This window comes from Geodermatophilus tzadiensis, from assembly GCF_003002915.1.
GTDB lineage: Bacteria > Actinomycetota > Actinomycetes > Mycobacteriales > Geodermatophilaceae > Geodermatophilus > Geodermatophilus tzadiensis.
In genome coordinates, this window is sequence record NZ_PVTG01000005.1 from 227442 (window position 1) to 252491 (window position 25050).

Annotated in this window: 25 protein-coding genes; 19 read left to right on the plus strand and 6 right to left on the minus strand. The window is 76.1% G+C overall.

Annotated elements, in window-relative coordinates; translation table 11 throughout:
• Nucleotides 1-8 precede the first annotated feature (8 nt).
• Nucleotides 9-893: a formyltetrahydrofolate deformylase gene (gene purU / locus LY71_RS09420; RefSeq protein ID WP_106276701.1), complete on the plus strand. Its 885-nt coding sequence runs from the start codon at nucleotides 9-11 to the stop codon at nucleotides 891-893.
• 415 nt (nucleotides 894-1308) lie between these two features.
• Nucleotides 1309-2970: a catalase gene (locus LY71_RS09425; RefSeq protein WP_106276702.1), complete on the plus strand. Its 1662-nt coding sequence runs from the start codon at nucleotides 1309-1311 to the stop codon at nucleotides 2968-2970.
• A 54-nt stretch (nucleotides 2971-3024) separates the two neighbouring features.
• On the opposite strand, the gene LY71_RS09430 is transcribed toward LY71_RS09425, so the two are convergent.
• Complete coding sequence (locus LY71_RS09430; RefSeq protein ID WP_106276703.1) at nucleotides 3025-3975, minus strand: proteasome assembly chaperone family protein; 951 nt, start codon at nucleotides 3973-3975, stop codon at nucleotides 3025-3027.
• 80 nt (nucleotides 3976-4055) lie between these two features.
• The gene (locus tag LY71_RS09435; RefSeq protein ID WP_106276770.1) at nucleotides 4056-5402 is read right to left on the minus strand and encodes an AI-2E family transporter; all 1347 of its coding nucleotides are present in this window, start codon (nucleotides 5400-5402) and stop codon (nucleotides 4056-4058) included.
• 136 nt (nucleotides 5403-5538) lie between these two features.
• Here LY71_RS09435 and LY71_RS09440 point away from each other — a divergent pair, with 136 nt between their 5' ends.
• The 12 genes from LY71_RS09440 (at nucleotide 5539) to LY71_RS09495 (ending at nucleotide 13399) form a co-directional block, all read left to right on the plus strand.
• A complete protein-coding gene (locus LY71_RS09440; protein ID WP_106276704.1) occupies nucleotides 5539-5808 on the plus strand; it encodes a hypothetical protein in 270 nt (89 codons plus the stop codon).
• 67 nt (nucleotides 5809-5875) lie between these two features.
• A complete protein-coding gene (locus LY71_RS09445; protein WP_106276705.1) occupies nucleotides 5876-6340 on the plus strand; it encodes a PPOX class F420-dependent oxidoreductase in 465 nt (154 codons plus the stop codon).
• A 57-nt stretch (nucleotides 6341-6397) separates the two neighbouring features.
• Nucleotides 6398-6952, plus strand: a complete 555-nt coding sequence (locus LY71_RS09450) for a hypothetical protein (RefSeq protein ID WP_106276706.1) — start codon at nucleotides 6398-6400, stop codon at nucleotides 6950-6952.
• Between the two features lie 47 nt (nucleotides 6953-6999).
• Nucleotides 7000-7539: a hypothetical protein gene (locus LY71_RS09455; RefSeq protein WP_106276707.1), complete on the plus strand. Its 540-nt coding sequence runs from the start codon at nucleotides 7000-7002 to the stop codon at nucleotides 7537-7539.
• A 60-nt stretch (nucleotides 7540-7599) separates the two neighbouring features.
• The gene (locus LY71_RS09460) at nucleotides 7600-8367 is read left to right on the plus strand and encodes a dienelactone hydrolase family protein (RefSeq protein ID WP_106276708.1); all 768 of its coding nucleotides are present in this window, start codon (nucleotides 7600-7602) and stop codon (nucleotides 8365-8367) included.
• Nucleotides 8364-8762, plus strand: a complete 399-nt coding sequence (locus LY71_RS09465) for an ankyrin repeat domain-containing protein (RefSeq protein WP_106276709.1) — start codon at nucleotides 8364-8366, stop codon at nucleotides 8760-8762. Before LY71_RS09460 ends, LY71_RS09465 begins: the two co-directional genes overlap by 4 nt.
• Nucleotides 8763-8838: 76 nt before the next feature.
• Nucleotides 8839-10197 (plus strand): AI-2E family transporter, encoded by a 1359-nt coding sequence (locus LY71_RS09470; RefSeq protein WP_106276710.1) that lies wholly within the window; start codon nucleotides 8839-8841, stop codon nucleotides 10195-10197.
• A gap of 86 nt (nucleotides 10198-10283) precedes the next feature.
• On the plus strand, nucleotides 10284-10547 hold the full coding sequence (locus LY71_RS09475) for a hypothetical protein (RefSeq protein WP_106276711.1): 264 nt from the start codon (nucleotides 10284-10286) through the stop codon (nucleotides 10545-10547).
• A 199-nt stretch (nucleotides 10548-10746) separates the two neighbouring features.
• Nucleotides 10747-11175, plus strand: a complete 429-nt coding sequence (locus LY71_RS09480) for an ATP-binding protein (protein WP_245887790.1) — start codon at nucleotides 10747-10749, stop codon at nucleotides 11173-11175.
• Nucleotides 11176-11258: 83 nt separating this feature from the next.
• Entirely contained in the window at nucleotides 11259-11678 is a 420-nt protein-coding gene (locus tag LY71_RS09485) for a DUF350 domain-containing protein (protein ID WP_106276712.1), read from the plus strand.
• A 160-nt stretch (nucleotides 11679-11838) separates the two neighbouring features.
• A complete protein-coding gene (gene fabG / locus LY71_RS09490; protein WP_106276713.1) occupies nucleotides 11839-12600 on the plus strand; it encodes a 3-oxoacyl-ACP reductase FabG in 762 nt (253 codons plus the stop codon).
• Between the two features lie 178 nt (nucleotides 12601-12778).
• On the plus strand, nucleotides 12779-13399 hold the full coding sequence (locus LY71_RS09495; RefSeq protein ID WP_245887791.1) for a GDSL-type esterase/lipase family protein: 621 nt from the start codon (nucleotides 12779-12781) through the stop codon (nucleotides 13397-13399).
• Nucleotides 13400-13421: 22 nt separating this feature from the next.
• On the opposite strand, the gene LY71_RS09500 is transcribed toward LY71_RS09495, so the two are convergent.
• From LY71_RS09500 to LY71_RS09510, 3 genes are all read right to left on the minus strand, one after another.
• Nucleotides 13422-14087 carry an NADPH-dependent F420 reductase gene (locus LY71_RS09500; RefSeq protein ID WP_106276714.1) on the minus strand — a complete coding sequence of 222 codons (666 nt, stop codon included), beginning with the start codon at nucleotides 14085-14087 and terminating at the stop codon, nucleotides 13422-13424.
• Nucleotides 14088-14184: 97 nt separating this feature from the next.
• Nucleotides 14185-17028 (minus strand): FAD-binding and (Fe-S)-binding domain-containing protein, encoded by a 2844-nt coding sequence (locus tag LY71_RS09505; protein ID WP_106276715.1) that lies wholly within the window; start codon nucleotides 17026-17028, stop codon nucleotides 14185-14187.
• Between the two features lie 62 nt (nucleotides 17029-17090).
• Nucleotides 17091-17495 carry a cupin domain-containing protein gene (locus tag LY71_RS09510; RefSeq protein WP_106276716.1) on the minus strand — a complete coding sequence of 135 codons (405 nt, stop codon included), beginning with the start codon at nucleotides 17493-17495 and terminating at the stop codon, nucleotides 17091-17093.
• Nucleotides 17496-17686: 191 nt separating this feature from the next.
• Here LY71_RS09510 and LY71_RS09515 point away from each other — a divergent pair, with 191 nt between their 5' ends.
• Nucleotides 17687-19102, plus strand: coding sequence for an MFS transporter (locus LY71_RS09515; protein ID WP_106276717.1), 1416 nt, complete (start codon nucleotides 17687-17689; stop codon nucleotides 19100-19102).
• Nucleotides 19103-19111: 9 nt separating this feature from the next.
• Here the strand turns inward: LY71_RS09515 and LY71_RS09520 are convergent, their stop codons facing one another.
• A complete protein-coding gene (locus LY71_RS09520) occupies nucleotides 19112-19741 on the minus strand; it encodes a TetR/AcrR family transcriptional regulator (protein WP_106276718.1) in 630 nt (209 codons plus the stop codon).
• 123 nt (nucleotides 19742-19864) lie between these two features.
• Between LY71_RS09520 and LY71_RS09525 the strand changes: the two genes are divergently transcribed.
• From LY71_RS09525 to LY71_RS09540, 4 genes are all read left to right on the plus strand, one after another.
• Nucleotides 19865-21196: an MFS transporter gene (locus LY71_RS09525; RefSeq protein ID WP_106276719.1), complete on the plus strand. Its 1332-nt coding sequence runs from the start codon at nucleotides 19865-19867 to the stop codon at nucleotides 21194-21196.
• Nucleotides 21197-21245: 49 nt separating this feature from the next.
• The gene (locus LY71_RS09530) at nucleotides 21246-21755 is read left to right on the plus strand and encodes a hypothetical protein (RefSeq protein WP_106276720.1); all 510 of its coding nucleotides are present in this window, start codon (nucleotides 21246-21248) and stop codon (nucleotides 21753-21755) included.
• A gap of 39 nt (nucleotides 21756-21794) precedes the next feature.
• Entirely contained in the window at nucleotides 21795-23345 is a 1551-nt protein-coding gene (locus LY71_RS09535; protein WP_106276721.1) for a gluconokinase, read from the plus strand.
• 95 nt (nucleotides 23346-23440) lie between these two features.
• Nucleotides 23441-25015, plus strand: a complete 1575-nt coding sequence (locus LY71_RS09540) for an FMN-binding glutamate synthase family protein (RefSeq protein ID WP_106276722.1) — start codon at nucleotides 23441-23443, stop codon at nucleotides 25013-25015.
• Nucleotides 25016-25050 lie beyond the last annotated feature (35 nt).

A 25050-nucleotide genomic window follows, 5' to 3' on the forward strand; every position in this document is an offset into this window, starting at 1 on the left:
ATGCGCCCGTGTCCGCCGCACCGCTCGCGCACGACCCCGTCTCCACCGACGGAGGGCGGCTGGTGGTCCGCTGCCCCGACCGGCCGGGCATCGTCGCGGTGCTCTCCCGGCTGCTGGCCGACGTCGGGGCGAACATCACCGAGTCGCAGCAGCACTCCTCCGACCCGGTGGGCGGCACGTTCCCGCTGCGGCTGGAGTTCGTGCTGCCCGGGCTGGCCGCGCGCCGGCCGCAGCTGGAGGGCGCGCTGGAGCTTCTCGCCGCGCAGTGGCAGCTGACCTGGCGGCTGTCGGAGGCCGCTCGCCGTCCGCGGCTGGCGGTGTTCGTGTCGCGGACCGACCACGTGCTGCAGGAGCTGCTCTACCGGGTGCGGGCCGGTGACCTGCGCGCCGACATCGCCGCCGTCGTCTCCAACCACCCCGACCTCGAGCCGGTGGCGCGCGGGGCCGGGGTGCCCTTCCACCACGTGCCGGTGACGCCGGGGACCAGGGCCCAGGCCGAGGCGCGGGCCCTGGAGCTGGTCGGCGACGTCGACCTGGTGGTGCTCGCGCGCTACATGCAGATCGTCTCGGCCGACTTCTGCGCCCGCTTCCCCGAGCGGCTGATCAACATCCACCACAGCTTCCTGCCGGCCTTCGTGGGCGCCAACCCCTACCGGGCGGCGCACGACCGCGGCGTGAAGCTCATCGGGGCGACGGCGCACTACGTGACCCCCGACCTCGACGCCGGCCCGATCATCGAGCAGGAGGTGGCCCGGGTCGACCACCGCGCCACGGTCGAGGACATGCGCCGGGTCGGCCGCTACGTCGAGCGCCAGGTGCTCGCGCAGGCGGTGACCTGGCACGTCGAGGACCGGGTCGTCGTCGAGGGCGACCGCACCATCGTCTTCGCCTAGCCCGGGCGCAGGAGAGCCCTGTGGGGCGACGGGCGGCCGCCGCGGACGGCGGACGACAGGTTCCTCCGCCGGGAGTCGTGCTCTGCCCACGAGGTGGGGGCAGAGCACGACTGCGCACGGACCCCACCCCGCCGGGGCCGGCCGCGGTGGGCCTCGACCTCGGGTCGAGGTCTTCCCGGACTCCCACCCCGGGTGGACCCATGGCGCGGGCCGGGCTGGGTAGGGCACCGGACGGCGGAACGTCCCCGTTGACTTGACCGGTTCAGGAAGAGCCGGGCCGGGTAGGAGCCCGGGACACGACGCGGACGGCGCCGGCCCAGCAGCGGCCCCGGCGCCCGGCCTGCCGCCGGTCCCGATCCGTCCGCGCGTTCCCGGCAGCGCGCCGGACCGCCCAGACCCCAGGAGGAGCAGGAGCATGACCGACGTCGCATCGCAGGGCCCCGCACCGAGCGAGGCCGACCGCCCGGTCCTGACCAACCGTCAGGGCCACCCGGTCTACGACAACCAGAACTCGCGGACGGTGGGCGCTCGCGGCCCGGCGACCCTGGAGAACTACCAGTTCCTCGAGAAGATCAGCCACTTCGACCGGGAGCGGATCCCCGAGCGCGTGGTGCACGCCCGCGGCTTCCTCGCCTACGGCGAGTTCGAGGCCACCGGCCGGTGGGGCGACGAGCCGATCGAGCGCTACACCCGCGCCAAGTTCCTGAACGCCCCGGGCAAGAAGACGCCGCTGGCCATCCGGTTCTCCACCGTCATCGGCGGCCGGGACTCCTCCGAGGCCGCCCGTGACCCGCGCGGCTTCGCGGTGAAGCTCTACACCGAGGACGGCAACTGGGACCTCGTCGGCAACAACCTCGCGGTCTTCTTCATCCGCGACGCCATCAAGTTCCCCGACGTCATCCACTCGCTCAAGCCGGACCCGATCACCTTCCGGCAGGAGCCGGCCCGGATCTTCGACTTCATGTCGCAGACGCCCGAGGCCATGCACATGCTGGTCAACCTGTTCTCGCCGCGCGGCATCCCGTCGGACTACCGGCACATGCAGGGCTTCGGCGTGAACACCTACAAGTGGGTCAACGCCGAGGGCGGGACCCACCTGGTCAAGTACCACTGGCTGCCGAGGCAGGGCGTGAGGTCGCTGACGGCGGCCGACGCCGCCGCCATCCAGGCCAACGACCTGGGCCACGCCTCCAAGGACCTCTTCGACGCGATCGAGCGGGGCGAGTACCCGCAGTGGGACCTCTACGTCCAGCTCATGAGCGACGACGAGCACCCCGAGCTCGACTTCGACCCGCTCGACGACACCAAGGTCTGGCCGGAGAACGACTTCGAGCCCAAGCTCGTCGGGACGATGACGCTGAACCGGAACGTCACCGACCACCACAACGAGAACGAGCAGAGCGCGTTCGGCACCGGCGTGCTGGTCGACGGCCTGGACTTCTCCGACGACAAGATGCTGGTCGGCCGGACGTTCTCCTACTCCGACACCCAGCGCTACCGGGTGGGCCCGAACTACCTGCAGCTGCCGGTCAACTCGGCGCAGGGCGCGACGGTGCACACCAACCAGCGCGGCGGCCAGATGTCCTTCGGCGTGGACCTCGGCCCCGGCCAGAACCCGCACGTGAACTACGAGCCGTCGGTCATGGGCGGCCTGCGCGAGGCGCAGTACCCGACCCACGACGAGCAGGGCCCGGAGATCACCGGCCGGCTGACCCGCAAGCGCATCCCCCGGACGAACGACTACACCCAGGCCGGGCAGCGCTACCAGCTCATGGACCAGTGGGAGAAGGACGACCTGGTGGAGAACCTGGTCGACAACGTCTCCGAGGCGGTCCGCGAGGTGCAGGAGCGGATGGTCTGGCACTTCTTCATGTGCGACGACGAGCTCGGCCAGCGGGTCGGCGACGGCCTCGGGATCACCGCGGACGACGTCCGCGGCCTGGAGCCGCTGCAGTCGCAGACGCTGTCCGAGGACGAGCTGCAGCGCGCCGCCAACCTCGGCAAGAACGGCCCGCGCGACGTCACCGGCCTCACGATGACGCACACGGTGCCGAACGAGCGCGTCGTCCTCGCCTGAGCGGGGTCCCGCTGCCCCCACCGCTCGACAGCGGTGGGGGCAGCGGTGCCTCCGTCAGTCGCCGCGGCGGCGGTCCTGCTCGGCCAGGAAGCGCTCGAACTCCGCACCGAGCTCGTCGCCGCTGGGCACCTCGCCGGCGTCGCTGAGCAGGTCCGAGCCCTCGCGGGCGGCGGCGAACTGGTCGTACTGCTGCTCCAGGGCGGCCACCACCGCGGTGTTGTCCGACGAGCGGGCGATCTGCTCGTCGATCTCGGTGCGGTTGGCCTGGGCGGCCTCGCGCAGCGTCTCGGTGGGCAGCAGCAGGCCGGTGAGCCGGCCCAGGTGCTCGAGCAGCCCCAGGGACGCGGCCGGCCAGGCGGCCTGGGCGAGGTAGTGCGGCACGTGCGCGGCCACGCCGAGCGCGTCCACGCCGGCCTCGCCCAGCCGCAGCTCCAGCAGCGCGGCGGCGCTGCCGGGGATGCGCATCTCGCTCCAGTAGACGGGGTAGCCGTCGATGAGCTGGCGACGGGTGGCGTGCGCGGTGACGGTGACCGGCCGGGTGTGCGGCACGGGCATCGGGATGGCCTGCAGCGCCACCGCCGAGGTGACGCCGAGCCGCTCGACGAGGTGCGCGACCGCCGCGGTGAACGCCTCCCAGCGGTAGTCCGGCTCCGGGCCGGTCAGCAGGAGGAAGGGCTCGCCGGCGTCGTCCTCCAGGGCCGTCAGCACGATCTCCGGCGCGTCGAAGGACTCGTAGCGGTCGCCGGAGAAGGTCATCCGCGGCCGGCGGGCGCGGTAGTCGACCAGCGCGTCGGCGTCGAAGCGGGCGACGGTGCGGTGCGGCAGCGTGGCGAGCAGGTGCGCCCCGGCCAGGGCGGCGGAGGAGGCGGAGTCGAAGTCGCCGGACAGCGCGTGCACCAGCACCAGGCCGCGGCGCTGCTCCGGCCGGTCGACGGCCGCCTCGGCGACGAGGAACGGCTCGGCCTCGGGGAGCAGCTCGACGAGCTCCTCCGGTCGCTGCGCCACGGGGGACCTCCTGCTGGTGGACGGCGCCGTGTCCGGCGTCTCCTCCTCTCAGCGGCGGCGGGGACCCCCGCATTCCCGGCTCAGCCGGCGGGGGGAGCCTGCGCCGCCGGTCCCCGGGTGAGCACCGCGCCGTCGTCGTCCCCGGCGACCCGGGCGTGCGTGCCGTCGCCGGCCACCTCGGGGTGCCGGCCGTCGAGGACGTCGCGGGTGTACCGGTAGACCACGGCGATCAGCGCGGCCACCGGCACGCCGAGGAACGCGCCGATGATGCCGGCCAGGCTGCTGCCCGCGGTGACGGCGAGGATGACCACCGCGGCGTGCAGGTTGAAGCCGCGGCCCTGGATGATCGGCTGCAGCACGTTGCCCTCGATCTGCTGCACGAGCAGCACGATGCCGAAGACGATGAGCGCGACGGTGAACCCCTCGTCCACGAGGGCGATGAGCACGGCGAAGGCGCCCGCGACGAAGGCGCCGATGATCGGGATGAACGCGCCGAAGAAGGTCAGCACCGCCAGCGGGACCACCAGCGGCACGTCGAGGATCCACAGCCCCAGGCCGATGAACAGGGCGTCGACGAAGCCGACGAGCGCCTGCTGCTTGATGAACTCCGACAGCGTGGACCACGTCTTCTGCGACAGCGCGGCCACGTGCGGCGCGGCGCGCGGCCCGGTCTGGGCGGCCAGCCAGGGCACCCAGCGGGGCCCGTCCTTGATGAAGAAGAACGCCAGCAGCAGCGCGAGCACCAGGTTGATCAGGCCGTTGCCGACGGCGGAGGCGCCGGTGGCGGCGTAGCCGGCGATGTTGGAGGCGTTGGACTGGACCGAGTCGATCGCCTGGTCGACGTACTGGCCGATCTGCTCCTCGTCGATGTTGAACGGCGGGCCCTGCAGCCACTGCTGGACCTGCTCGAGGCCGTCGGCGGCCTGGTCGGCGAGCTCGGTGACCTGGTCGGCCACCTGCGGCGCGATCACCGCGATCAGCCCGGCGATGAGCGCGAGGAAGACCAGCAGCACGACCGCGGCGGCCAGGGCCGGCGGCCAGCCGTGGCGGCGCAGGAAGCGGGTGGGCGGCCACAGGACCGTGGCGAAGAGCAGTCCGAGGATGATCGGCAGCAGGACCACCCACAGCCTGCCGAGCACCCAGCCGACCACCACCAGCGCGGCGGCGATCAGCAGCAGCTGCGCCGAGCCGATCGCCAGCGCGCGGGTCGCGGCGCGGGCGCGCTCACCGCGCTGCCAGGTGGGCGCTGGGGCCGCGGTGGCCTCGTGGTCGCCCGATCGCGGGTCGCCGGTGCCGCCCTCGCCGGTGAGGGCGGGGGTCGGCTGCTCGCGCCCGGCGTCGGCCCGGCCGGCACCGGCGGCGGCCGACGAGCTGCCGGCCCGCGCGGCGGGGACGTCGTCCCGGCGTCCGGGCAGGCGGAACTTCATGGCCCCGATCGCACCACAGATCGACAGGGCGCACCGCACGGGCCCGTTCCCCGCCGTGGGCGAGGTCGACGGCGGCCCGAGCGGGTAGTCACCGACGAGCCGGGGACCCCGCCCCGGCCCGTCCCGGAGGAGCGCCATGTCCGACGTCCCGCAGCCGGTCACCGACAACAGCGTCAAGGTGCGGCAGCTGTCGCACTACCAGTTCAGCTGGATCGCCGGCGAGCCCGGCAAGCCCGGCACCTACACCCTGCAGCTGGTGCTCGACCAGGGTGCGTGGGAGGAGATCCTCACCCTCGACCCCGACGACGCGGACAACCTGCAGGACCTGCTGGCCAACACCGAGACGGTGCACTACGACATCGACCGCCGGGTGCTGATGTTCGGCGTCACCAAGACCGGCTCCTGACCGGCCGCACGGCCCCGGCGCGCCGACTGCGCTGCCCCTCCCGGGGGGCGCGGCTAGCGTCGGGGCCGTGCCCCGGACCGCCACCGCCGACCGTGTCGACCGCGAAGCCCTGCTGGAGTTCCTCCGCCCCCGGCACCGTGCCGTGCTGCTCACCCGCCGCCGCGAGGGCGGCCCGCAGCTGTCGCCGGTGACCTTCGGCGTGGACGCCGAGGGGCGGGTCGTGGTCTCGACCTACCCGCAGCGCGCGAAGGTGCGCAACGCCCGCCGCGAGCCGGCCGTCTCGCTGTGCGTGCTCTCCGACGACTTCGACGGCCCCTGGGTGCAGCTCGACGGCAGCGCCGAGGTGCTCGACCTGCCCGAGGCCCTCGAGCCGCTGGTCGAGTACTTCCGCTCGATCAGCGGCGAGCACCCCGACTGGGACGAGTACCGCGCCGCGATGGCCCGGCAGGGCAAGTCGCTGCTGCGGGTCACCATCGAGCGCTGGGGCCCGGTGGCCACCGGCGGCTTCCCGCCCGGGCTCGCCGTCGGCTGACGCGCCGGGCAAGGCCAGGAGCTTGCCCGCCCGGCGCTCCGGCGCGACGCTGCGCAGGTGCTCGCGCTCGCTGCCGTCCCCCGGGCGCCGGGCGGACCCCCGCGGTCGCCGCCGGCCGGGCTGCCGGTCGCCCCGGCGGGGGAGGGGTGGACGGCGCTGCTCGACGACGCCGCCCCGGCCGTGGACGCCGTCCTCACGCTGGCCCGGCAGGGCGGCTGGCGGGTCGGCGTCGGTGCGGCGCCGGACCCCGCCGGGGACGCCGAGGTGCTGCTCGCCGCCCGCCGGGCCCTGGCCGCCGCCGCGCGCCGGCCGGCCCGGCTCGCCGTCCGCGGTCCCGACCCGGCCGCGGCCGCCGACGCGCAGGCGGTGCTCACGGCGCTGGCGGTGCTGCTCGCCCGGCGCACCCCGGCGGCCTGGGCCGCCGTGGACCTGGTCGCGGCCGGGCACACCCGCGCCGCCGCGGCCGCCGCGCTGGGCGTGTCCCGGCAGGCGGTGGCGCAGCGGCTCGCCGCGGGGCTGTGGGACCTCGAGCAGGAGCTGCGGCCCACCGCCGTCCGGCTGCTCGCCCGCACGGACGGGGTCACCCCGGAGGGCGCCCGGCGCGCGCGGTGATCACCGCACCCGGAGAATGGCACGACGCCGTCTCCCGGAGGTCCGTCATGAGCGCTCCCGCGCACCCGCAGCGGAACGCCGAGCTCCTCGGCATCTACGTCAACGACCACCTGGCGGCGGCCACCGGCGGCATCGAGCTGGTGTGCCGCATGCTCCGGGTGCACGCCGGCTCCCGGTGGGAGGCCCCGCTGCGGCAGCTGCTCGACGAGCTGCGCGACGAGAAGGCCTCGCTGCTGGCGGTCACCCAGGCGCTGGGCATCCCGGTGCGCCAGTACAAGCAGCTGGGCGTGTGGGTGGCCGAGAAGGTCACCCGGGCCAAGCTCAACGGGCGGCTGCTGTCGCGGTCCCCGCTGTCGGACCTCGTCGAGTTCGAGTTCCTCGCCTCGGCGGTGCGCGGCAAGCGCAGCGGGTTCGAGACGCTGCGCATCGTCGCCGAGGTCGACGACCGCATCGACGCGGCGGAGCTCGACCGGCTCATCGACCAGGCGCACCGGCAGTACGAGTGGCTCACCGACGCCCGCCGCGACGTCGCCGCGGCGACCTTCGGCGGCCGGCCGGCGGCGGCGGAGCGCACCGGGGGCCACTGACCGGGGCCACTGACCGGGGCCACTGAGCAGGCGGGGCCGGCGGCTGGTAGCAACGTCGCCGTGTGCCACGACCCCAGCAGCCGCCCGCCCGCGCCGCCCCGCACCGGCGGGGAGGTCGGCGCGACTGACCTGACCGTCCTGACGGCGGCCGACGGCACGCGGTTCTCGGCGGCGTTCGCCGGGCCGGCCGACCCCGCCGCCGCGACCGCCGGTGTCGTCGTCCTCCCCGACATCCGCGGCCTGCACCCCTACTACGTGGCGCTGGCCGAGCGGTTCGCCGAGGCCGGCGTCCCGGCGCTGGCGATCGACTGGTTCGGCCGCACCGCGGGCCCGGCCGACGGCGGCACCCGCGCCGGCGACTTCGACTGGCAGACGCACGTCCCGCAGACCACGCCCGAGGGCGTCGACGCCGACCTCGCCGCGGCGATCACCGAGCTGCGCGCCCGCACCCGGCCGGACCTGCCGGTCGTCACCGTCGGGTTCTGCTTCGGCGGCAGCCACTCGTGGCGGCAGTCGGGCGGGGACCTCGACGTCGCCGCGTGCGCCGGCTTCTACGGCCGGCCGGCCATGGTCGGCGACACCGCCGACCGCGCCACCCGCCCCACCCTGATGCTGGTGGCCGGCGCCGACGCGGCCACCCCGGTGGAGGAGCAGCTCGCGCTGGCCGAGCGGATGCGCGCGGCCGGCGCCGACGTCGAGACCGCCGTCTACGACGGGGCGCCGCACTCCTTCTTCGACCGTGCCGCCCCGGAGTGGGCCGACGCCTGCCAGGACGCCTGGCGGCGGCTGCTCGCGCTCGTGGACCGGGCCGGGGGTGCCGCGTCGTGAGCGAGCCGGTCGACCCCGGCGTCATCGCGCTGGCGGCGCGCGTGTTCGACCTGGCCCGCTCCGGCTCCACCGAGGAGCTGGAGGCCTACCTCGACGCCGGCGTCCCGGTGGAGCTCACCAACGACAGGGGCGACACGCTGCTGGTCCTCGCGGCCTACCACGCCCACCCCGCGACGGTGGCCGCGCTGCTGGCCCGCGGCGCTGAGCACGGCCGGGCCAACGACCGCGGGCAGACGGCGCTGGCCGCGGCCGTGTTCCGCCGCTCGGAGCCCATCGTCCGCGCTCTGCTCGACGCCGGTGCCGACCCCGACGCCGGCAGCCCCAGCGCCCGCGAGACGGCGGCCTTCTTCGAGCTGCCGGAGATGTCGGCCCTGCTGCAGGGGCCTCCCCGCTGAGGCCTCCCCCCGGAGGAGGCCTCGGCGTGTCACCCTGAGGACCCACGGCGGCGGCGGAGGAGGACCCACCCAGACCATGGCCGCGCAGCAGCACCTGCCGCACCCCGGCAGCGACCGCGCCGACACCGGGGCCACCCGGCTGACGCCACCCGACGCCGGCGACCTGCAGGTCCCTCTCGGCGCGGCCGCCCAGCCCCTGACCGTGCCCGGGACCGCCGGCCCCGCCGTCGACGTGCTGGACGGCGACGGGCCGGGAGCCGATCCGCTGGTCGCGGGCGCCCCACCCGAGCTGCCGGGCGGGCCGGGGCTGCCCCGGTGGCTGGTGCTGCTGGTCGGCGGGGCGGCCGCCACCATCGCCGTCGCCGGCGTCCGCGAGATCGCCTGGCTGCTGGCGCCGGTGATGCTCGCGCTGGTGGTCGTCATCGCGCTCATGCCGGTGCAGCGCTGGCTGCTGCGGCACCACGTGCCCCGGTGGATGGCCGCGACCGTGCTCCTGGTGCTGGTGTGGGGGGTGCTGCTCGCCCTCGGGTCGATGCTGGTCGTGGCCATCGCCCAGTTCGCCCTGCTGCTGCCCGACTACGCGCCGCAGTTCCAGATCCTGCTCGACGACGCCGTCCGGCGGCTGGACGAGGCCGGCATGTCCTCGTCGCAGATCGCCGGGCTGGTCGACCGCTTCGACTACGGGCAGCTCGTCGGCCTGGCCACCGGGCTGCTCGCCCGGGTCACCGACACCGCCACCACGCTGGTGCTGCTGCTCTCGGCCATGGTGTTCCTCGCCATCGAGTCCGGGGGGTTCGGCCGGCGGCTGGCGCTGGTCGCCGAGGAGCGCCCGCACCTGCCGATCGCCCTGGGGCTGTTCGCCCGCGGCACCCGCAGCTACCTGCTGGTCAGCACCGTGTTCGGCGCGATCGTCGCCGTCGGCGACACCATCGCCCTGGAGATCCTCGGCGTGCCGCTGCCCCTGCTGTGGGGGCTGCTGTCGTTCATCACCAACTACGTGCCCAACATCGGGTTCGTCCTCGGCGTCATCCCGCCGGCCCTGCTCGCGCTGCTCGACGCCGGCTGGACCGAGTTCTGGGTCGTCATCATCGTCTACGCACTGCTCAACTTCGTCGTCCAGACCCTCATCCAGCCCCGCTTCGTCGGCGACTCGGTGGGCCTGTCGATGACGGTCACCTTCCTCGCGCTGCTGTTCTGGGGCTGGGTGCTCGGGGCGCTGGGCGCGCTGCTGGCCATCCCGCTGACCCTCCTGGTCAAGGCCCTGCTGGTCGACGTCGACCCGCGCGGGCACTGGCTCGACGCGCTGCTGCGCGAGGAGCCGCGGCCGCCGCGGACCAGCCGCGCCCGCAAGCGCGCGCACGACCGGAGGGCGGCGCTGGCCTCGGTGCGGGCGCTGCACCCGCACTGGCCCGGACGGCGGGGATCCGGCGGCTGAGCTGCGCTTTCGCGGAATGTCAGGGGTCTGCGGGACGTTGTCCCCGTGTCGGACGACGCGTCCGGCGAGACCTTCGAGGAGGACCCGTGAAGGGCGATCGTGTCGAGGTCGTCATCGACGCCGGTGGCGACACCCGCACCTACGAGATCGAGGCCACCCGCGCCGGACGCCGGGTGGACGTGACCCACGGCCGCGGCGTCGTGGAGGTCACCGAGAGCACCCGCGGCGGCACCCCCGTGCGCACCGCGCGGTTCATGTCCGGGCGGGTGCTCGCCCTCGTCGAGCACCCGGCCGCCCGGCCGGTGCTCGAGGACGACGAGCCGGTGACCCCGCTGCGGCGCACCGCCTGAGGAAGGACCCCGCTGCCCCCCACCACTCGCAGGCTCGCGGTGGGGCCCTGCAGCGGGGCCGAGAGGAGCGTTCCTCGGCCCCCCACCCCTCGCTCCGCTCGGGGCGGGACCCTGCAGGCGGGCCGTTCCAGCACCTCACCTGCCCCCACCCCGCGCAGCCTCGCGGCGGGGCCCGGGGCCGACGGCCGGTCGGCCTGAGGTGACACAGGAACTCGTCGTGATGGTCGGCCTGCAGGGGGCGGGCAAGTCGACGTGGGTGGCGCGGCACCTGGCCGCCACCCACGTCGTCGTCAGCAAGGACCACTGGCCGCGGGCGCGCCGGCGCGAGGCCCGGCAGCAGCGGGTGGTCGCCGAGCTGCTCGCGGCCGGGCGCAGCGTCGTCGTCGACAACACCTCCCCGTCGCCGGCGGAGCGGGCGCCCCTGGTCGCCGCGGCCCGGGCCGCCGGCGTGCCGGTCCGGGCGGTCTGGATCGACACGCCGGTGGAGGAGTGCCTGTCCCGCAACGACGCCCGCGAGGGCCGGGCCCGGGTGCCGCTGGTCGGCGTCCTGGCCGCCCGGGCGCGGTTGCGCCCGCCGTCGGAGGACGAGGGCTTCGACCGCGTCGACGTCGTCCGTCCCGGGAGCTGACCGGCGGACCGTCGCGTGCGGCGCGGGGGAGCGGTGCGGTAGACCTTGCAGGCCCGTTCCCGCCCACCCCGGAGGTCTCCCTCGTGCTGGCCAGCATCGGCTACGCCGTCGCCTACACCGCCGTCGGTCTCGTGCTGCTGGCGCTGGGCTACCTCGCCCTCGACCTGCTCACGCCCGGCCACCTCGGCCGGCGCATCTACGAGGAGCGGTCGGTGAGCGCGGCGGTCGTGCTGGCCGCGGGCTTCCTCGCCCAGGGCGCGATCACCTTCACCACCATCTGGACCAACGCCACCTCCGGCTTCGGGCAGGCGCTGCTCTACACCGTCGTCTTCGGCGTGCTGGGCGTGCTGCTGCAGGCGGGCGCCTTCGTCCTGCTCGACCTGCTCACCCCCGGGAAGCTGGGCGCGCTGGTCACCGAGGTCGGGTTCCACCCGGCCAGCCTGGTCAGCGCCGCGGCCCAGCTGTCGGTGGCCGCGATCATCGTCGCCTCCATCTGGCCCTGAGCCCGCGGCGCGCGACGCGCCGCCGGGCCCACGAGGGTGGGGAACCTACTCACCCGTAACGTGTCGGGCGCAGCGCGCGGGCGCACGGCGGGGCTCCCCGTCGCGCCCTGTGCCCGGAGAGGCCGGCGACGACGCCGCCACCAGCATGAGAGGAACCGCAATGAGCGAGGGAACCCCCCGCGTCGCGATCGTGACCGGCGCCGCCCGGGGCATCGGGGCCGCGACCGCACAGCGGCTGGCCGCCGACGGCTTCGCCGTGGCCGTGCTCGACCTCGAGGAGACCGCCACCAAGGAGACCGTGCAGGCCATCGAGGGCGCCGGTGGTCGCGCCCTCGGGGTGGGTGCCGACGTCAGCGACGCCGAGCAGGTGCAGGCCGCCGTCGAGCGGATCGCCGCCGAGCTGGGCGCACCGGTCGTGCTGGTCAACAACGCGGGCGTCATCCGCGACAACATGCTGTTCAAGATGACCGAGGTCGACTGGGACCTGGTCATGAACGTGCACCTGCGCGGCGCCTTCCTCATGGCCCGCGCCGTGCAGAAGTACATGGTCGAGGCCAAGTGGGGCCGGGTGGTCAACCTGTCCTCGACCTCGGCGCTGGGCAACCGCGGCCAGGCCAACTACTCGACGGCCAAGGCCGGCCTGCAGGGCTTCACCAAGACCCTCGCCATCGAGCTGGGCAAGTTCGGCGTGACCGCCAACGCGATCGCACCCGGCTTCATCCAGACCGAGATGACCAAGTCGACCGCCGAGCGCATGGGTGTCGCGTTCGAGGACTTCATCTCCTACGCCGCCAAGGAGATCCCGGTGCAGCGGGTGGGCCAGCCCGAGGACATCGCCCACCTCGTGTCGTTCTTCGTCAGCGAGGGCGCCGGCTTCGTGTCCGGCCAAGTCGTCTACGCCGCCGGCGGCCCCAAGGCCTGAGGAAAGGACCTCCCTGCCCCCACCCCTCGCTCCGCTCGGGGCGGGACCCTGCAGGGAGGCCACCGCACCACCGCGAGGCCGTCCGTCCCCCGTGCGGGGCGGGCGGCCTCGTGCCGTCCGTGGGCCCCGGCACGTCGCCGGAGGGCAGATCGGCGCCCCCGGCGGCGTTGCACCGATCGTGACCGCACCGTTCCGTCTCGTCCTCCTCGGGGACTCCATCGCCTTCGGCACCGGTGCCGCGCGGATCGAGGACGGCCTCGGCCCGCGGCTGGCGCAGGTGCTGCGCAGCGAGGGCACCGACGTGGAGCTCACCGTCCTCGCCGTCCCCGGCGCCGTGTCCCGCGACCTCGCCGCCCAGGTCCGCCGCGCCGCCCCGCTGGGCGCCGACCTCGCCGTCGTCGTCATCGGCGCCAACGACCTCGCCCGCTTCCTGCCCGCCGACCAGGCCGCGGCCGCGCTGGGCGCCGCGGTGGCCGACCTGCGCGCCGCGGGCACCGACGTCGTCGTCGTCCCGGCGCCGGACATGTCCAGCGTGCCGTTCGTCCCGCCGGCGTTCCGCCCCGCCGTGCAGGCCGCCTGCGCGCTGCTGCAGCGGCAGCAGGCCGCCGTGGCCGAGGCCCGGGGTGCCACGGTCGCCGCGGTGTCCGCCGAGGTCGGCCGGGCCTTCACCGACGACCCGGCGCTGTTCTCCGCCGACCGGTTCCACCCGTCCTCCGCCGGCTACGCCCGCATCGCCGCCGCCGTCGCCCCGACCGTGCTCGCCGCCGCCCGCGCCCGCCGGGCCCGCCGGGCGGCCTGAGCCCGCCCGGCGGACCGCCGGCTCACATCTCGCGGTAGCGCTTCGCCGCCGCCAGGGCCTCGGTCAGCCGGCCGGCGTCGAGGTCGGCGCCGTAGCCGGGGGTGTCGCGCTGGATGCGCCAGCCCTCGGCCAGCGGCCCCAGGTCGACGACGTCGAAGCCGAGCTCGTCGATGAACGACGCCACCGTCTCCCGGGCCGAGGCGTCGTCCCCGGCGATGGCCAGGGCGCGCCGGTTCGGCGTGCCCGGCGGGGTGCGGCGGGCGGTGATGTCGGCGGCGAGGACGTGGTTGAACGCCTTGACCACCCGCGAGGTCGGCAGGTGCTCCTGCAGCAGCTCCGAGGTGGTCGTCGTCTCGTCGTCCAGCGCGGCGACGTGCCCGTCTCGCTCCGGGTAGTAGTTGTTGGTGTCGATGACGACCTTGCCGGCCAGCGGCTCGACCGGGACGTCGTCGACCGCCTTGAGCGGCACGGTGACGACGACCAGGTCGCCGGCGGCGCCGGCCTCGGCGGCGGTGGCCGCGCGGACGGTGCCCCTGCGCGACGGGCGGTCGGCGAGGGCGTCGACGAGGTCGGCGAGGGTCTCGGGACCGCGGGAGTTGGAGAGCACGACGTCGTAGCCGGTGTCGGTGGCTGCCTGGGCGAGCGCCGTGCCGATGTGGCCGGCGCCGATGATGCCGAGAGTCGTCATGCCTCGCGCCAACGCGCCGCCGGCCCGCCCATTCCCGCGCGCCAGGCACAGGAGGCTCCCCCCACGTCCGGGGCCCCGGAGACGTGGGGGGAGCCTCCTATGCCTGGTCCAGGGCGTCGGCGAGCAGTTCGGCGAGGTGCCGGCCGGGGCGGTCGGCGAGGTGGTCGAGCTGGGTGCGGCAGGAGAAGCCGTCGGCCAGGACGACGGCGTCCGGCCCGGCCCCGCGGACGGCGGGCAGCAGCTGCTGCTCGGCGATCGCGACCGACACGTCGTGGTGCCCGCGCTCGACGCCCCAGTTGCCGGCCAGCCCGCAGCAGCCCCCCAGCCGGGTGACCGTGGCGCCGGCCTGCCGCAGCAGCCGCTCGTCGGCCGCCCAGCCCATCACCGCGTGGTGGTGGCAGTGCGGCTGCGCGACCACCTCGACGCCGGCCAGCGACGGCGACGTCCAGCCCTCGGTCGCGGTGAGCAGCTCGGCGAGCGTCCGGGTGCCCGCGGCGACGCGCCCCGCGGCCGGGTCGTCCACCAGGTCGACGGCGTCTCCCCGCAGCGCGGCGGTGCACGACGGCTCCAGGCCGACGACCGGCACCCCGGCGTCCACCAGCGGTGCCAGCCGCCGCACCGTGTCGCCGAGCACCCGCCTGGCCGTGTCGAGCTGGCCGGTGGTGATCCAGGTCAGCCCGCAGCAGGTGTCGTCGCCGGGCACCTGCACCGAGTAGCCGGCCGCCTCCAGCACCCGCACCGCCGCGTGCGCCACCTCCGGCGCGAAGTGGTCGGTGAAGGAGTCCACCCACAGCGCCACCGGGGCGCCCCCGCCGGGCCGCGGGGTGAACTCCTGGCGGAAGGTGCGCCGGGCGAAGGCGGGCAGGTCGCGCCGCTGGTCGACGCCGGCGCTCCACCGGGCCAGCCGCCCGCCCAGCCGCGAGCGGGTCACCGCGTTGACCAGCCGGGGCGCCCGGGCGGCGAGGTCGGCCCACATCGGCAGCCGGCCGAGCAGGTAGTGCGAGCGCGGGCGCAGCCGCCGCCGGTAGCTCTGGTGCAGCACCTCGGCCTTGTAGGAGGCCATGTCCACGCCGGTGGGGCAGTCGCGCGAGCAGCCCTTGCACGACAGGCAGAGGTCCAGCGCCTCGTGCACCTCCGGCGAGCGCCAGTCCCGCACCGGGCCGCCGGGCGCCAGCATCTCCTGCAGCACCCGTGCGCGGCCGCGCGTGGAGTCCTTCTCCTCGCGGGTGGCCGGGTACGACGGGCACATCACCGCCACGCCCGAGGGGTCGGCCCGGCACTTGCCGACGCCGGTGCAGCGGTGCACCGCGTTGGACAGGTCGCCGCCGTCGTGCGGGTAGGCCAGCGCCAGGCCCTCACGGCGGCGGGGCGCGGCGGCCACCCGGATGTCGTCGTCGAGCCGGGCGGGGCGCACCAGCACCCCGGGGTTGAGCACGTCGGCGGGGTCGAACAGCGCCTTGACCTGGGCGAACAGGTCGAGCGCGGCGGGGGAGTACATGGTGTCGAGCAGCTCGCTGCGGGCCCGGCCGTCGCCGTGCTCGCCCGACACCGACCCGCCGTAGCGGGCCACCAGCCGGGCGGCGTCCTGCACGAACGCCCGGTAGGCCGCGCGCCCGCGGTCGGGCTCGCGGCCGAACGGGAAGTCGATGCGCACGTGCACGCAGCCGTCGCCGAAGTGCCCGTACGGGACGCCCTGCAGCCCGTGCTGCTCCAGCAGCGCCTCGAACTCGCGCAGGTAGCCGCCCAGCGAGGTCACCGGCACCGCGGCGTCCTCCCAGCCGGCGTGCGCGGGCCGCCCGTCGGAGGTGCGCGCGGCCAGCCCGGCGCCGTCCTCCCGGATCCGCCAGATCGCCGCCGCCTGCGCCACGTCGGTGACCACCATCGTGTCCACGGCACCGGCGTCGGCCAGCACCCCGGCCGCCTTGGCCTCGACCTCGGCGACGCTGTCGCCGGTCAGCTCCACGATCAGCCAGCCCGCGCCGCGCGGCAGGTCGGGGACGACGGCGGCCGGCACGTCCCGCAGCCGCTGCACGATCCGCTCGTCGAGGCCCTCGACCGCGGTCGGCCCGTGCCGCAGCAGCCCCGGGGTCGCGTCGGCGGCGTCGGCCATCGACGGGTAGCCGAGCACGACCAGCCCGCGGGCCGGGGCGTCGGCGACGAGCTCCACCGTGGCGCCGAGGACGACGGCCAGCGTGCCCTCGCTGCCCACCAGCGCGCGGGCGACGTCGAAGCCGTGCTCGGGCAGCAGGTGCTCCAGCGAGTAGCCCGACACCTGGCGGCCGAAGCGGCCGAGCTCGGTGCGGATGGTCGCGAGCTCGCGTCCGACCAGCGCCTGCAGCTCGTCGAGGCCGCCCGGTGCCGACCCGGAGGCCAGCCGCAGCCGCTGCCCGGTCCCGGTGACGACGTCGAGGCCGGCCACGTTGTCCGACGTCCGGCCGTAGCCCAGCGCCCGGGAGCCGCAGGCGTTGTTGCCGATCATCCCGCCCACGGTGCAGCGGTTGCTCGTGCTCGGGTCGGGACCGAAGCGCAGGCCGTGCGGGCGGGCGGCGGTCTGCAGCGCGGCCTGCACGACACCGGGGTCGACGACGGCGGTGCCTGCCTCCGGGTCGATGGCGTGCACGCGGTTGAGGTACCGGCTGGTGTCGACGACGACCCCGGTGCCCACCGCGTTGCCGGCGATGGAGGTGCCCGCCCCGCGCATGGTCAGCGGCACGCGGAGGTCACGGCACACCTCGAGCGCGGCGACCACCTCGTCGGCGTGCCGCGGCCGGACGACCGCCCGCGGCAGCACCCGGTACAGCGAGCCGTCGGAGGAGTACAGCGCCCGGGCCAGGCCCGAGTCGTCGACGTCCCCGATGCCGGCCCGGCGGAGCGCGGCGGTGAGGGCGGCGGTGTCCTGCGAGGGGGTGTCCTGCGAGGCCGGGGAGTCGACGAGGGTCACCCGGGCAGTGTCCCCCAGGGCGTCCCGGTGCCGTCCGGGCGTGGACGGCACCGGGGCGGGGGTCAGCTCTCGGTCGGCGGCTCGTCCTCGCCCGACTCCTCGGCCGCGTCGGCCTCCTCCTTGGTGTGGTGCACCGCGCCGTCGGCGTGCTCCGGCGGGCCGTAGACGGTGTAGAGCACCAGCGGCAGCTGGCCGGTGTTGAGGAAGTTGTGCTTCGTCCCGGCCGGGACGACGACGAGGTCGCCCTGCGCCACCTTCTTGGTGGCCCCGCCGACCTTCGCCTCCCCGACGCCGCTGACGAAGGTGAGGATCTGGTCGATGTCCTCGTGGACCTCCTCGCCGATCTCGCCGCCCGGTGGGATGGTCATGATCACCAGCTGGGTGTTCGTGCCGGTCCACAGGACGCGGCGGAAGTCGGGGCTCTCCTCCGCGGTCGTCGCGATGGTGAAGTGGATGACGGACGCCATCGGCGCTGCTCCTCCCTGGTCGCTCGGCACCCGGTCGGTGCCCTCTCGCCGGTCCTCCTGCCCGCGACCCGTCCCGGCCATGCGCCGACCTCCCCGTGTCCGGCGGAGGTGGATCGGGGGCGCCGGGTGCTGCTACGGTCGCCCCACCGTCGGTTCGAGAGTCGAACTGACTCGACCGGCAGGAGGCGCCGGTGACCCGGACCGCCCCGGCAGCGCCCGCGTCGACGGCGGCCGCGCCGCGCACCGTGCAGCGCCGCACGCTCGCCGTCGTCGCCACCAGCACGCTCGTCGTGCTCGCCGCCTTCGTGACCCCGCTGGCGACCGCCGTCGCCACCGCCCGCGACCTCGGCGCCGGGCCCGGCGGGCAGGCGTGGCTGCTCTCGGCGATGAGCGTCGGGCTGGCCGCCGCCCTGCTGGTCGCCGGTGCCGGTGCCGACGACGTCGGCCGCCGCCGCGTGTTCACCGCCGGGCTGGTGCTGCTGGCCGCGGGCGCCGCGCTGACCGCCGCCGCCGGGTCCACCGGCGTCTTCGTCGCGGGGCGGCTGGTGCAGGGCGTCGGCGGCGCGGCCGTGCTGGCCTGCTCGCTCGGCCTGCTGGCACAGGTGTTCCCGCTCGGCCCGCCGCGGGCGCGGGCGGCGGCCGTGTGGGGTGCCAGCCTCGGCGCGGGCACCGGGGTCGGCGGGCTGGCCGCAGTGGTCCTGGACGGCGACACCGGCTGGCGGGCCACCCACGTGGTCACCGCCGTCCTGACCCTCGTGCTGGCCCTGGCTGCGCGGCTGCTGCTGCCGGAGTCGCCGCGCCCGCGCCGGCCGCGGGTGGACGTCGTGGGCCCGGTGCTGCTGGTGTCGGCGGTGTGCTGCCTGCTGGTCGGGCTGGTGGCGCCGCGCACCGGCGCGGGGACGGCGACCGGGGTGGCGCTGCTGGTCGCCGGCGTGCTGCTCGCCGCGGGCTTCGTGCTGGCCGAGGCGCGGGTGCGGGCGCCGATGGTGGACCTCGCGCTGTTCCGTGTCCGCGGCTTCGTCGCGGCCAACGTCGGGGCGCTGGTGACCGGCGCGGCCACGGTCGGGCTGATGTCCTACCTGGCCACCGTGCTGCAGCGCGGGCTGGGGGAGAGCCTGCTGGCCACGACGGTGCCGGTGGTCGTCTGGTCGGCGGTCGCCACCGCCACCTCCTGGGGGCTGCGCTGGGTGCCGGCCGTCGACGGGCGGCTGCTGCTGGCCGGCGGCCTGGCGGTGTCGGCGGCGGGGCTGGCCGCGCTCGCCGTCCTCGACGTCGGCGACCGGGGCACCGCGGTGCTGCCCGGGCTGCTCGTCCTGGGCGTCGGCTACGGCGCGGCCAACGCGGCGCTGGGCCGGGAGGCGGTCGCGCACGTGCCCGCCGAGCGGGCGGCCATGGGCAGCGGGGCCAACAACACCGCCCGCTACCTGGGCGCCGCCGTCGGAGCGACCCTGGTGGTCCTGCTGGTCACCGCCGCGGCACCGGCCGGCGCGGGCGCGGCCACCGCGCTGCTGGACGGCTGGGACGCCGCGGCGCTGGCCGCGGCGGGGCTGAGCGTCGCCGGGGCGCTGGCCGTGCTGGCGCTGCGGCCGGCCCGTCCGACCGCCTGAGCCGCCGGCTCAGGAGCGGCGGGCGACCAGCTGGACGAGCACCTCGGTGGCGACGTCGGTGTCGTCGGCCAGGCAGGTGACCTCGCCGCGCTCGACGCGGGCCAGCATCAGCTCGTTGAGCCCGCCGACGGCCGCCAGCACCAGGGCCCGGTCCACCGGGCGCACCTCGTCGGGGTGCCGCCCGGCCAGCTCGGCGGCCACGCCGCAGAGCAGCTCGACGTAGCGGTCGATCACCCGGCGCCGCAGGGTGAGAGCCGGGCGGCCGGCGGCCTGCACCTCGACGAGGGCGGCCCAGGCCACCTCGGGGTTGGCGGCCAGCAGCTCCACGTAGGCCCGCACCGCCGCGCGCAGCCGGTCGCGCCAGGGCAGGCCCGCGGCCGCGGCGTCCTCCTGCGCGGCCCGGACCGCGGCCAGCATCGTGTCCGAGGCGCGGGTGTAGAGCTCGAGGAGGCAGTGCTCCTTGTCCCGGAAGTGCGTGTAGACGACGGTCTTGGACACCCGGCCCGCCCGGGCGATGTCGGAGATCGTCGTGGCGCGGTAGCCCTTCTGGGCCATGCAGGTGGCCAGCGCGAGCAGGATGCGCACCCGCCGGGCGGCGTCGTCCTGGGTCGTGTCCTCGGGCACGACCGTGGCGCTCACCTGGCCGATCCTAGGCACGGGCGGGGGAGGCGCCGCCGCAGGGACGCCGGGGTCCGGTCGCCGGTGAGCGGGTTCACCGCTGCTCGGGGGAACAACCGCCGGGGCGGTGCTGTCGCTACCTGGGTGACCTCCACGACGCCCGTCCGCGCTCCCGCGCGCGCCTACGCCGTCTGGCTCACGGCGCTGGCCGCCTACGCCGTCGCGGTGTTCCACCGCGCCTCGCTCGGTGTGGCCGGCGTCGAGGCGCAGGAGCGCTTCTCGGCCGGGGCGTCGGCGGTCTCGCTGTTCCTCGTGCTGCAGCTGGCGGTCTACGCCGGGCTGCAGGTGCCGGTGGGGGTGGCGCTGGACCGGTTCGGCTCGCGCCGGCTGGTGCTGGTGGGCGCGCTGACCATGGCCGCCGGGCAGTTGGTGCTCGCCCTGGCCACCGACGTGCCCACCGCCGTCGCCGCGCGGGTGCTCGTCGGCGCCGGCGACGCGATGACGTTCATCAGCGTGCTGCGGGTGATCGGTTTCTGGTTCCCGGGGCCCACCGTCCCGGTGATCACCCAGCTCACCGGCATCCTGGGCCAGGTCGGGCAGATCGTGGCCGCGTACCCGCTGGTCGCGCTGCTGCACGGCGTGGGCTGGCGCAGCACCTTCCTCGGCGCCGCGGCGGTGGGCGTGCTCACCGCCGTCCTGGTGCTGGTCGCGCTGCGCGACGCGCCACCGGGCGCGGAGACCACCCGTCCCGCCGGGCTGGCCGAGGTGCGTCGCAGCCTGGCGCTGACCTGGCACGAGCCGGGCACCCGCGTCGGCCTCTACACGCACCTGGTCACCCAGTTCTCCGGCACCGTGTTCGCGCTGCTGTGGGGGTACCCGTTCCTCGTCGTCGGCCAGGGGCTCGCCCCGGGGACGGCGGCGGGCCTGCTGACCCTGCTGGTGGTCGTCGGCATGGGCGTGGGCCCGCTGCTCGGCCGGCTGTGCGGGCGCTGGCCGCTGCGTCGCTCAGTGCTCGTGCTCGGCATCCTCGCCGCCACCGTGACCGTGTGGACCGTCGTGCTGCTGTGGCCCGGGCGGGCGCCGGTGTGGCTGCTCGTCGTGCTGGTGCTGGTGCTGGGCACCAACGGCCCGGGCTCGATGATCGGCTTCGACTTCGCCCGCACCTGGAACCCGGCCGAGCGGCAGGGCAGCGCCAGCGGCGTGGTCAACGTCGGCGGCTTCGTCGCCTCGCTGCTGACCGTCCTGGCCATCGGCGCGGTGCTCGACCTGCTCACGCCCGGGGCCTCGACGGCCTACGACCTCGGCGCCTTCCGGGCCGCGTTCGCCGTCCAGTACGTGTTCTGGGCGGTCGGGCTGGTCGGCCTGCTGCGGCACCGGCGGGCGCTGCGGGCACGGCTGGCCCGCGACGGCGTCGTCCTCGCGCCGCTGCACGTGGCCGTGGGCGCCCGCCTGCGCGGGGGGTCGGCCTACCGCTGACGGGCCGCCGGGCGCCGTCCCGCCGGCCCCTGCGCCAGGATCGGGGGGCGTGGGAGCCGAGAGCCCGGACGCCTACCGGCCCGAGGCGTGGCACGACCTCGCCGTGGCGACCGTCGGTGCCACCGCGGCGCTGACCGGACTGCTGTTCGTCGCGGTCTCCATCAACCTCGACCGGGTCCTCGCGTTCCCGGTGCTCCCCCGCCGGGCCGCGACCACACTGGGGCTGCTGGTGGCGCTGCTGGCCGCAGGTGTCTTCGTCCTCGTCCCCGGTCAGCCGGTGTCCGCCCTCGCCGCCGAGCTCGCCGGCACCGGCGTGCTGCTCGGCGCCGCCGGCGCGGCCGAGCTGGTGCGGGCCCGGGCGGAGGGGGACGCCCCGCGCGCCCCCCGGGTCCGCGCGGCGGTCCCGGTGCTGCTGCCGGCCGCTGCGCTGCTGGCGGCCGCGCTGTCGCTGGCCCTCGGGGCCGGGGGTGGTCTCTACTGGCTGGTGGGGGCGCTGGTCGGCGGGATCGCGGCGTCCTGCCTGACCGCGTGGGTGCTCCTGGTGGAGATCCAGCGCTGACCTCGCGCGGTCTCCACGGCTGCGGGCAGGATCGCCCGCATGGAGGTCGTGGTCGGGCTGGACTCCGGGACGACGGCCACCAAGGCGGTCACCGCCGGGGTGGACGGGCGGGTCCGCGACCTGGTCAGCGTCGGCTACCCGCTGTCGGTGCCCGCGCCCGGCCGCGCCGAGCTCGACGCCCGGCGCCTGGCCGACGCCGCCGTGGAGGCGCTGGCCGCGGTCACCGCCCGAGCCCGCGACCGCGGCGACCGGGTGGTCGGCGTCTGCCTGTCGGCAGCGATGCACGGCCTGGTGCCGATGGACGACGACGGCCGGCCGCTGGGCCCGGTGGTGACCTGGGCCGACGACCGCGCCGCCGGGTTCGCCGAGGCCCTGCGCGCCGACGGACGGGCCGGCGGGCTGCACGCCCGCACCGGCACCCCGGTGCACCCGATGTCGCCGCTGCTCAAGCTGGCGGCGCTGCGCGCCGACGACCCCGACCGGCTGGCCGCGGTGCCGCGCTGGGGCGGGGTCAAGGAGCTCGTCGTCTCGGCGCTGCGCGGCGGGCCGCAGGTGCTCGACCGCTCCTGCGCGTCGGCCACCGGCCTCTACGGCCTCGCCTCGGGCGCCTGGGACACCGAGGCCCTCGAGGTCGCCGGCGTCCGCGCGGGCCAGCTCGGCGAGGTGCTGCCCACCACGGCGGTGCTGCGCGGCCTGCGCCCGGAGGTGGCCGCCGCGACCGGCCTGCCCGCGGACACGCCGCTGGTGCTCGGCGCCGCCGACGGCGTGCTGGCCAACCTCGGCATCGGCGCGGTCCGCCCCGAGGTCGCCGCGGTGTCGCTGGGCACCAGCGGCGCGATGCGGGTCGTCGTCCCGTCGCCGACGGTCGACCCCGCGCACCGGCTGTTCTGCTACGCGCTCACCGACGAGCACTGGGTGGTGGGCGGCGCGGTCAACAACGGCGGCTCGGTCGTGCGCTGGGCGGCGCAGGCGCTGGCCGCGGGGGAGGGGCCGCCGCCGGAGGGCGAGGCGGCCGACGCCCTCGACGCCCGGCTGCTGGCCGAGGCGGCCGAGGTGCCGCCCGGCAGCGACGGGCTGCTGTGCCTGCCCTACCTGCTCGGCGAGCGCGCGCCGTGGTGGCGCTCGGGGCTGCGCGGCGCCTACGTCGGGCTGCGCCGCGAGCACCGCCGCCCGCACCTGGTCCGGGCCGCCGTCGAGGGCGTGTGCCAGCAGCTGGCGCTGGTCCGCGACGCGTTCTCGGCCACCGGCCTGCCGGTGCGGGAGGTGCGCGCCACCGGCGGGGCGGTGGCCTCCTCGCTGTGGGTGCGGACGCTGGCCGCCGCCCTCGACCTGCCGGTGCGGGTGGCCGACTCGCCCGAGGGCACGGGCCTGGGCGCCTGCCTGCTGGGGCTGCACACGCTGGGGGCGCTGCCCGACCTCGACGCCGCCACCGGCCTGGTCGGCGTCTCCGACCCGGTGGTGCCCGACGCGGCCGCCGCCGCCCTGTACGCGCGGGTGCGCCCGCTGGTGGAGCAGTCCACGCAGGCGCTCACCGGCGTCCTCACCACCCTCGACGCCCTCGACGACAGCCCGTCGCACACCCCCGCCTGACCCGGGCGCGGTGCCGTGCCTCCCGGGACCCGAACCGGTCCGGTCGGGGCCGTTCCGCGCCAGGATGACGCCCTGGCGGCGAGCGGAGGGGCGACATGAGGGGTGTGGCGCGGGCGGCGGTGGCCGGCGTGGGCGCGGTGGCGGCGGTGGCCGCGCGGGACCTGCTGCAGCGGGAGCACACCCTGCTGCGCAACTTCCCGGTGCTCGGGCACGCCCGGTACCTGCTGGAGTCGATCGGGCCGGAGCTGCGGCAGTACCTGGTGGCCGGCAACAACGAGGAGCGGCCCTTCACCCGCGACCAGCGCCGGTGGGTCTACGCCTCGGCCAAGGGCGAGAACAACTACTTCGGGTTCGGCACCGACAACGACCTCGAGTACACCGCCGGCTACCCGGTGATCAACCACCGCACGTTCGGCCGCGCCGTCCCGCCCTCGCACCCGGCGTCGGCCGCCGACGTCCGGCTGCCCGCGGCCAAGGTGCTCGGCGGCCCGCGCGGGCGGCGGCACGCCTTCCGGCCGGCGTCGGTGGTCAACGTGTCGGCGATGAGCTTCGGCTCGCTGTCGGGCGCGGCCGTCGAGGCGCTCAACCGCGGGGCCGCGCTGGCCGGGTGCCTGCACAACACCGGCGAGGGCGGCCTGTCGGTGCACCACCGGCACGGCGGCGAGCTGGTGTTCCAGATCGGCACCGCCTACTTCGGCTGCCGGGACGAGCAGGGCCGCTTCGACCTGCAACGGCTGTGCGACCTGGTGGCGGGCGCCCCGGTGCGGGCGCTGGAGATCAAGCTGAGCCAGGGCGCCAAGCCCGGCCTCGGCGGGGTGCTGCCGGCGGCGAAGGTCTCGGCCGAGATCGCCGCGGCCCGCGGGGTGCCCGAGGGCGTCGACTGCGTCAGCCCGTCACGGCACGCGGAGTTCACCGACGCCGACAGCCTGCTCGACTGGGTGGAGCTGCTCGCCGCCGAGACCGGGCTGCCGGTGGGCATCAAGTCCGCCGTCGGCGACATGGCCTTCTGGGACGAGCTGACCGAGCTCATGGCCACCACCGGCCGCGGCGTGGACTTCGTGACCATCGACGGCGGCGAGGGCGGCACCGGCGCCGCGCCGCTGATCTTCACCGACTCGGTGTCGCTGCCCTTCCAGCTCGGCTTCGCCCGCGTCTACTCGGTCTTCGCCCGGCGCGGTCTGGCCGAGCAGGTCACCTTCGTCGGCGCCGGCAAGCTCGGCCTGCCCGACAACGCGGTCGTGGCGTTCGCGCTGGGCTGCGACACGGTCAACGTCGCCCGCGAGGCGATGCTGGCGATCGGCTGCATCCAGGCGCAGAAGTGCCACACCGACACCTGCCCGACCGGCGTCGCCACCCAGAACGCCTGGCTGGCGCACGGCCTGGACCCGGCGCTGAAGTCGGTGCGGCTGGCCGGCTACCTCGCCACGCTGCGCCGCGACCTGCTCAAGGTGGCGGAGGCCTGCGGCGTGGAGCACCCCGGGCTGATCGGCACGGAGTCGGTGGAGGTGCTCACCGGGCGCAGCGCGTCCACGCCGCTGGCGGAGGTGTACGGCTACGAGCCCGGCTGGGGGATGCCCTCGGCCGCCGACCGCGCCGCGATCGTGGAGCTCATGACGGCCGGGGCACCCCAGGGCGGCTCCGCGCCCCCGTCCGAGGACGCCCAGGCATAGGAGGCTCTCCCCACGTCCGGGGTGGCCCGGACGTG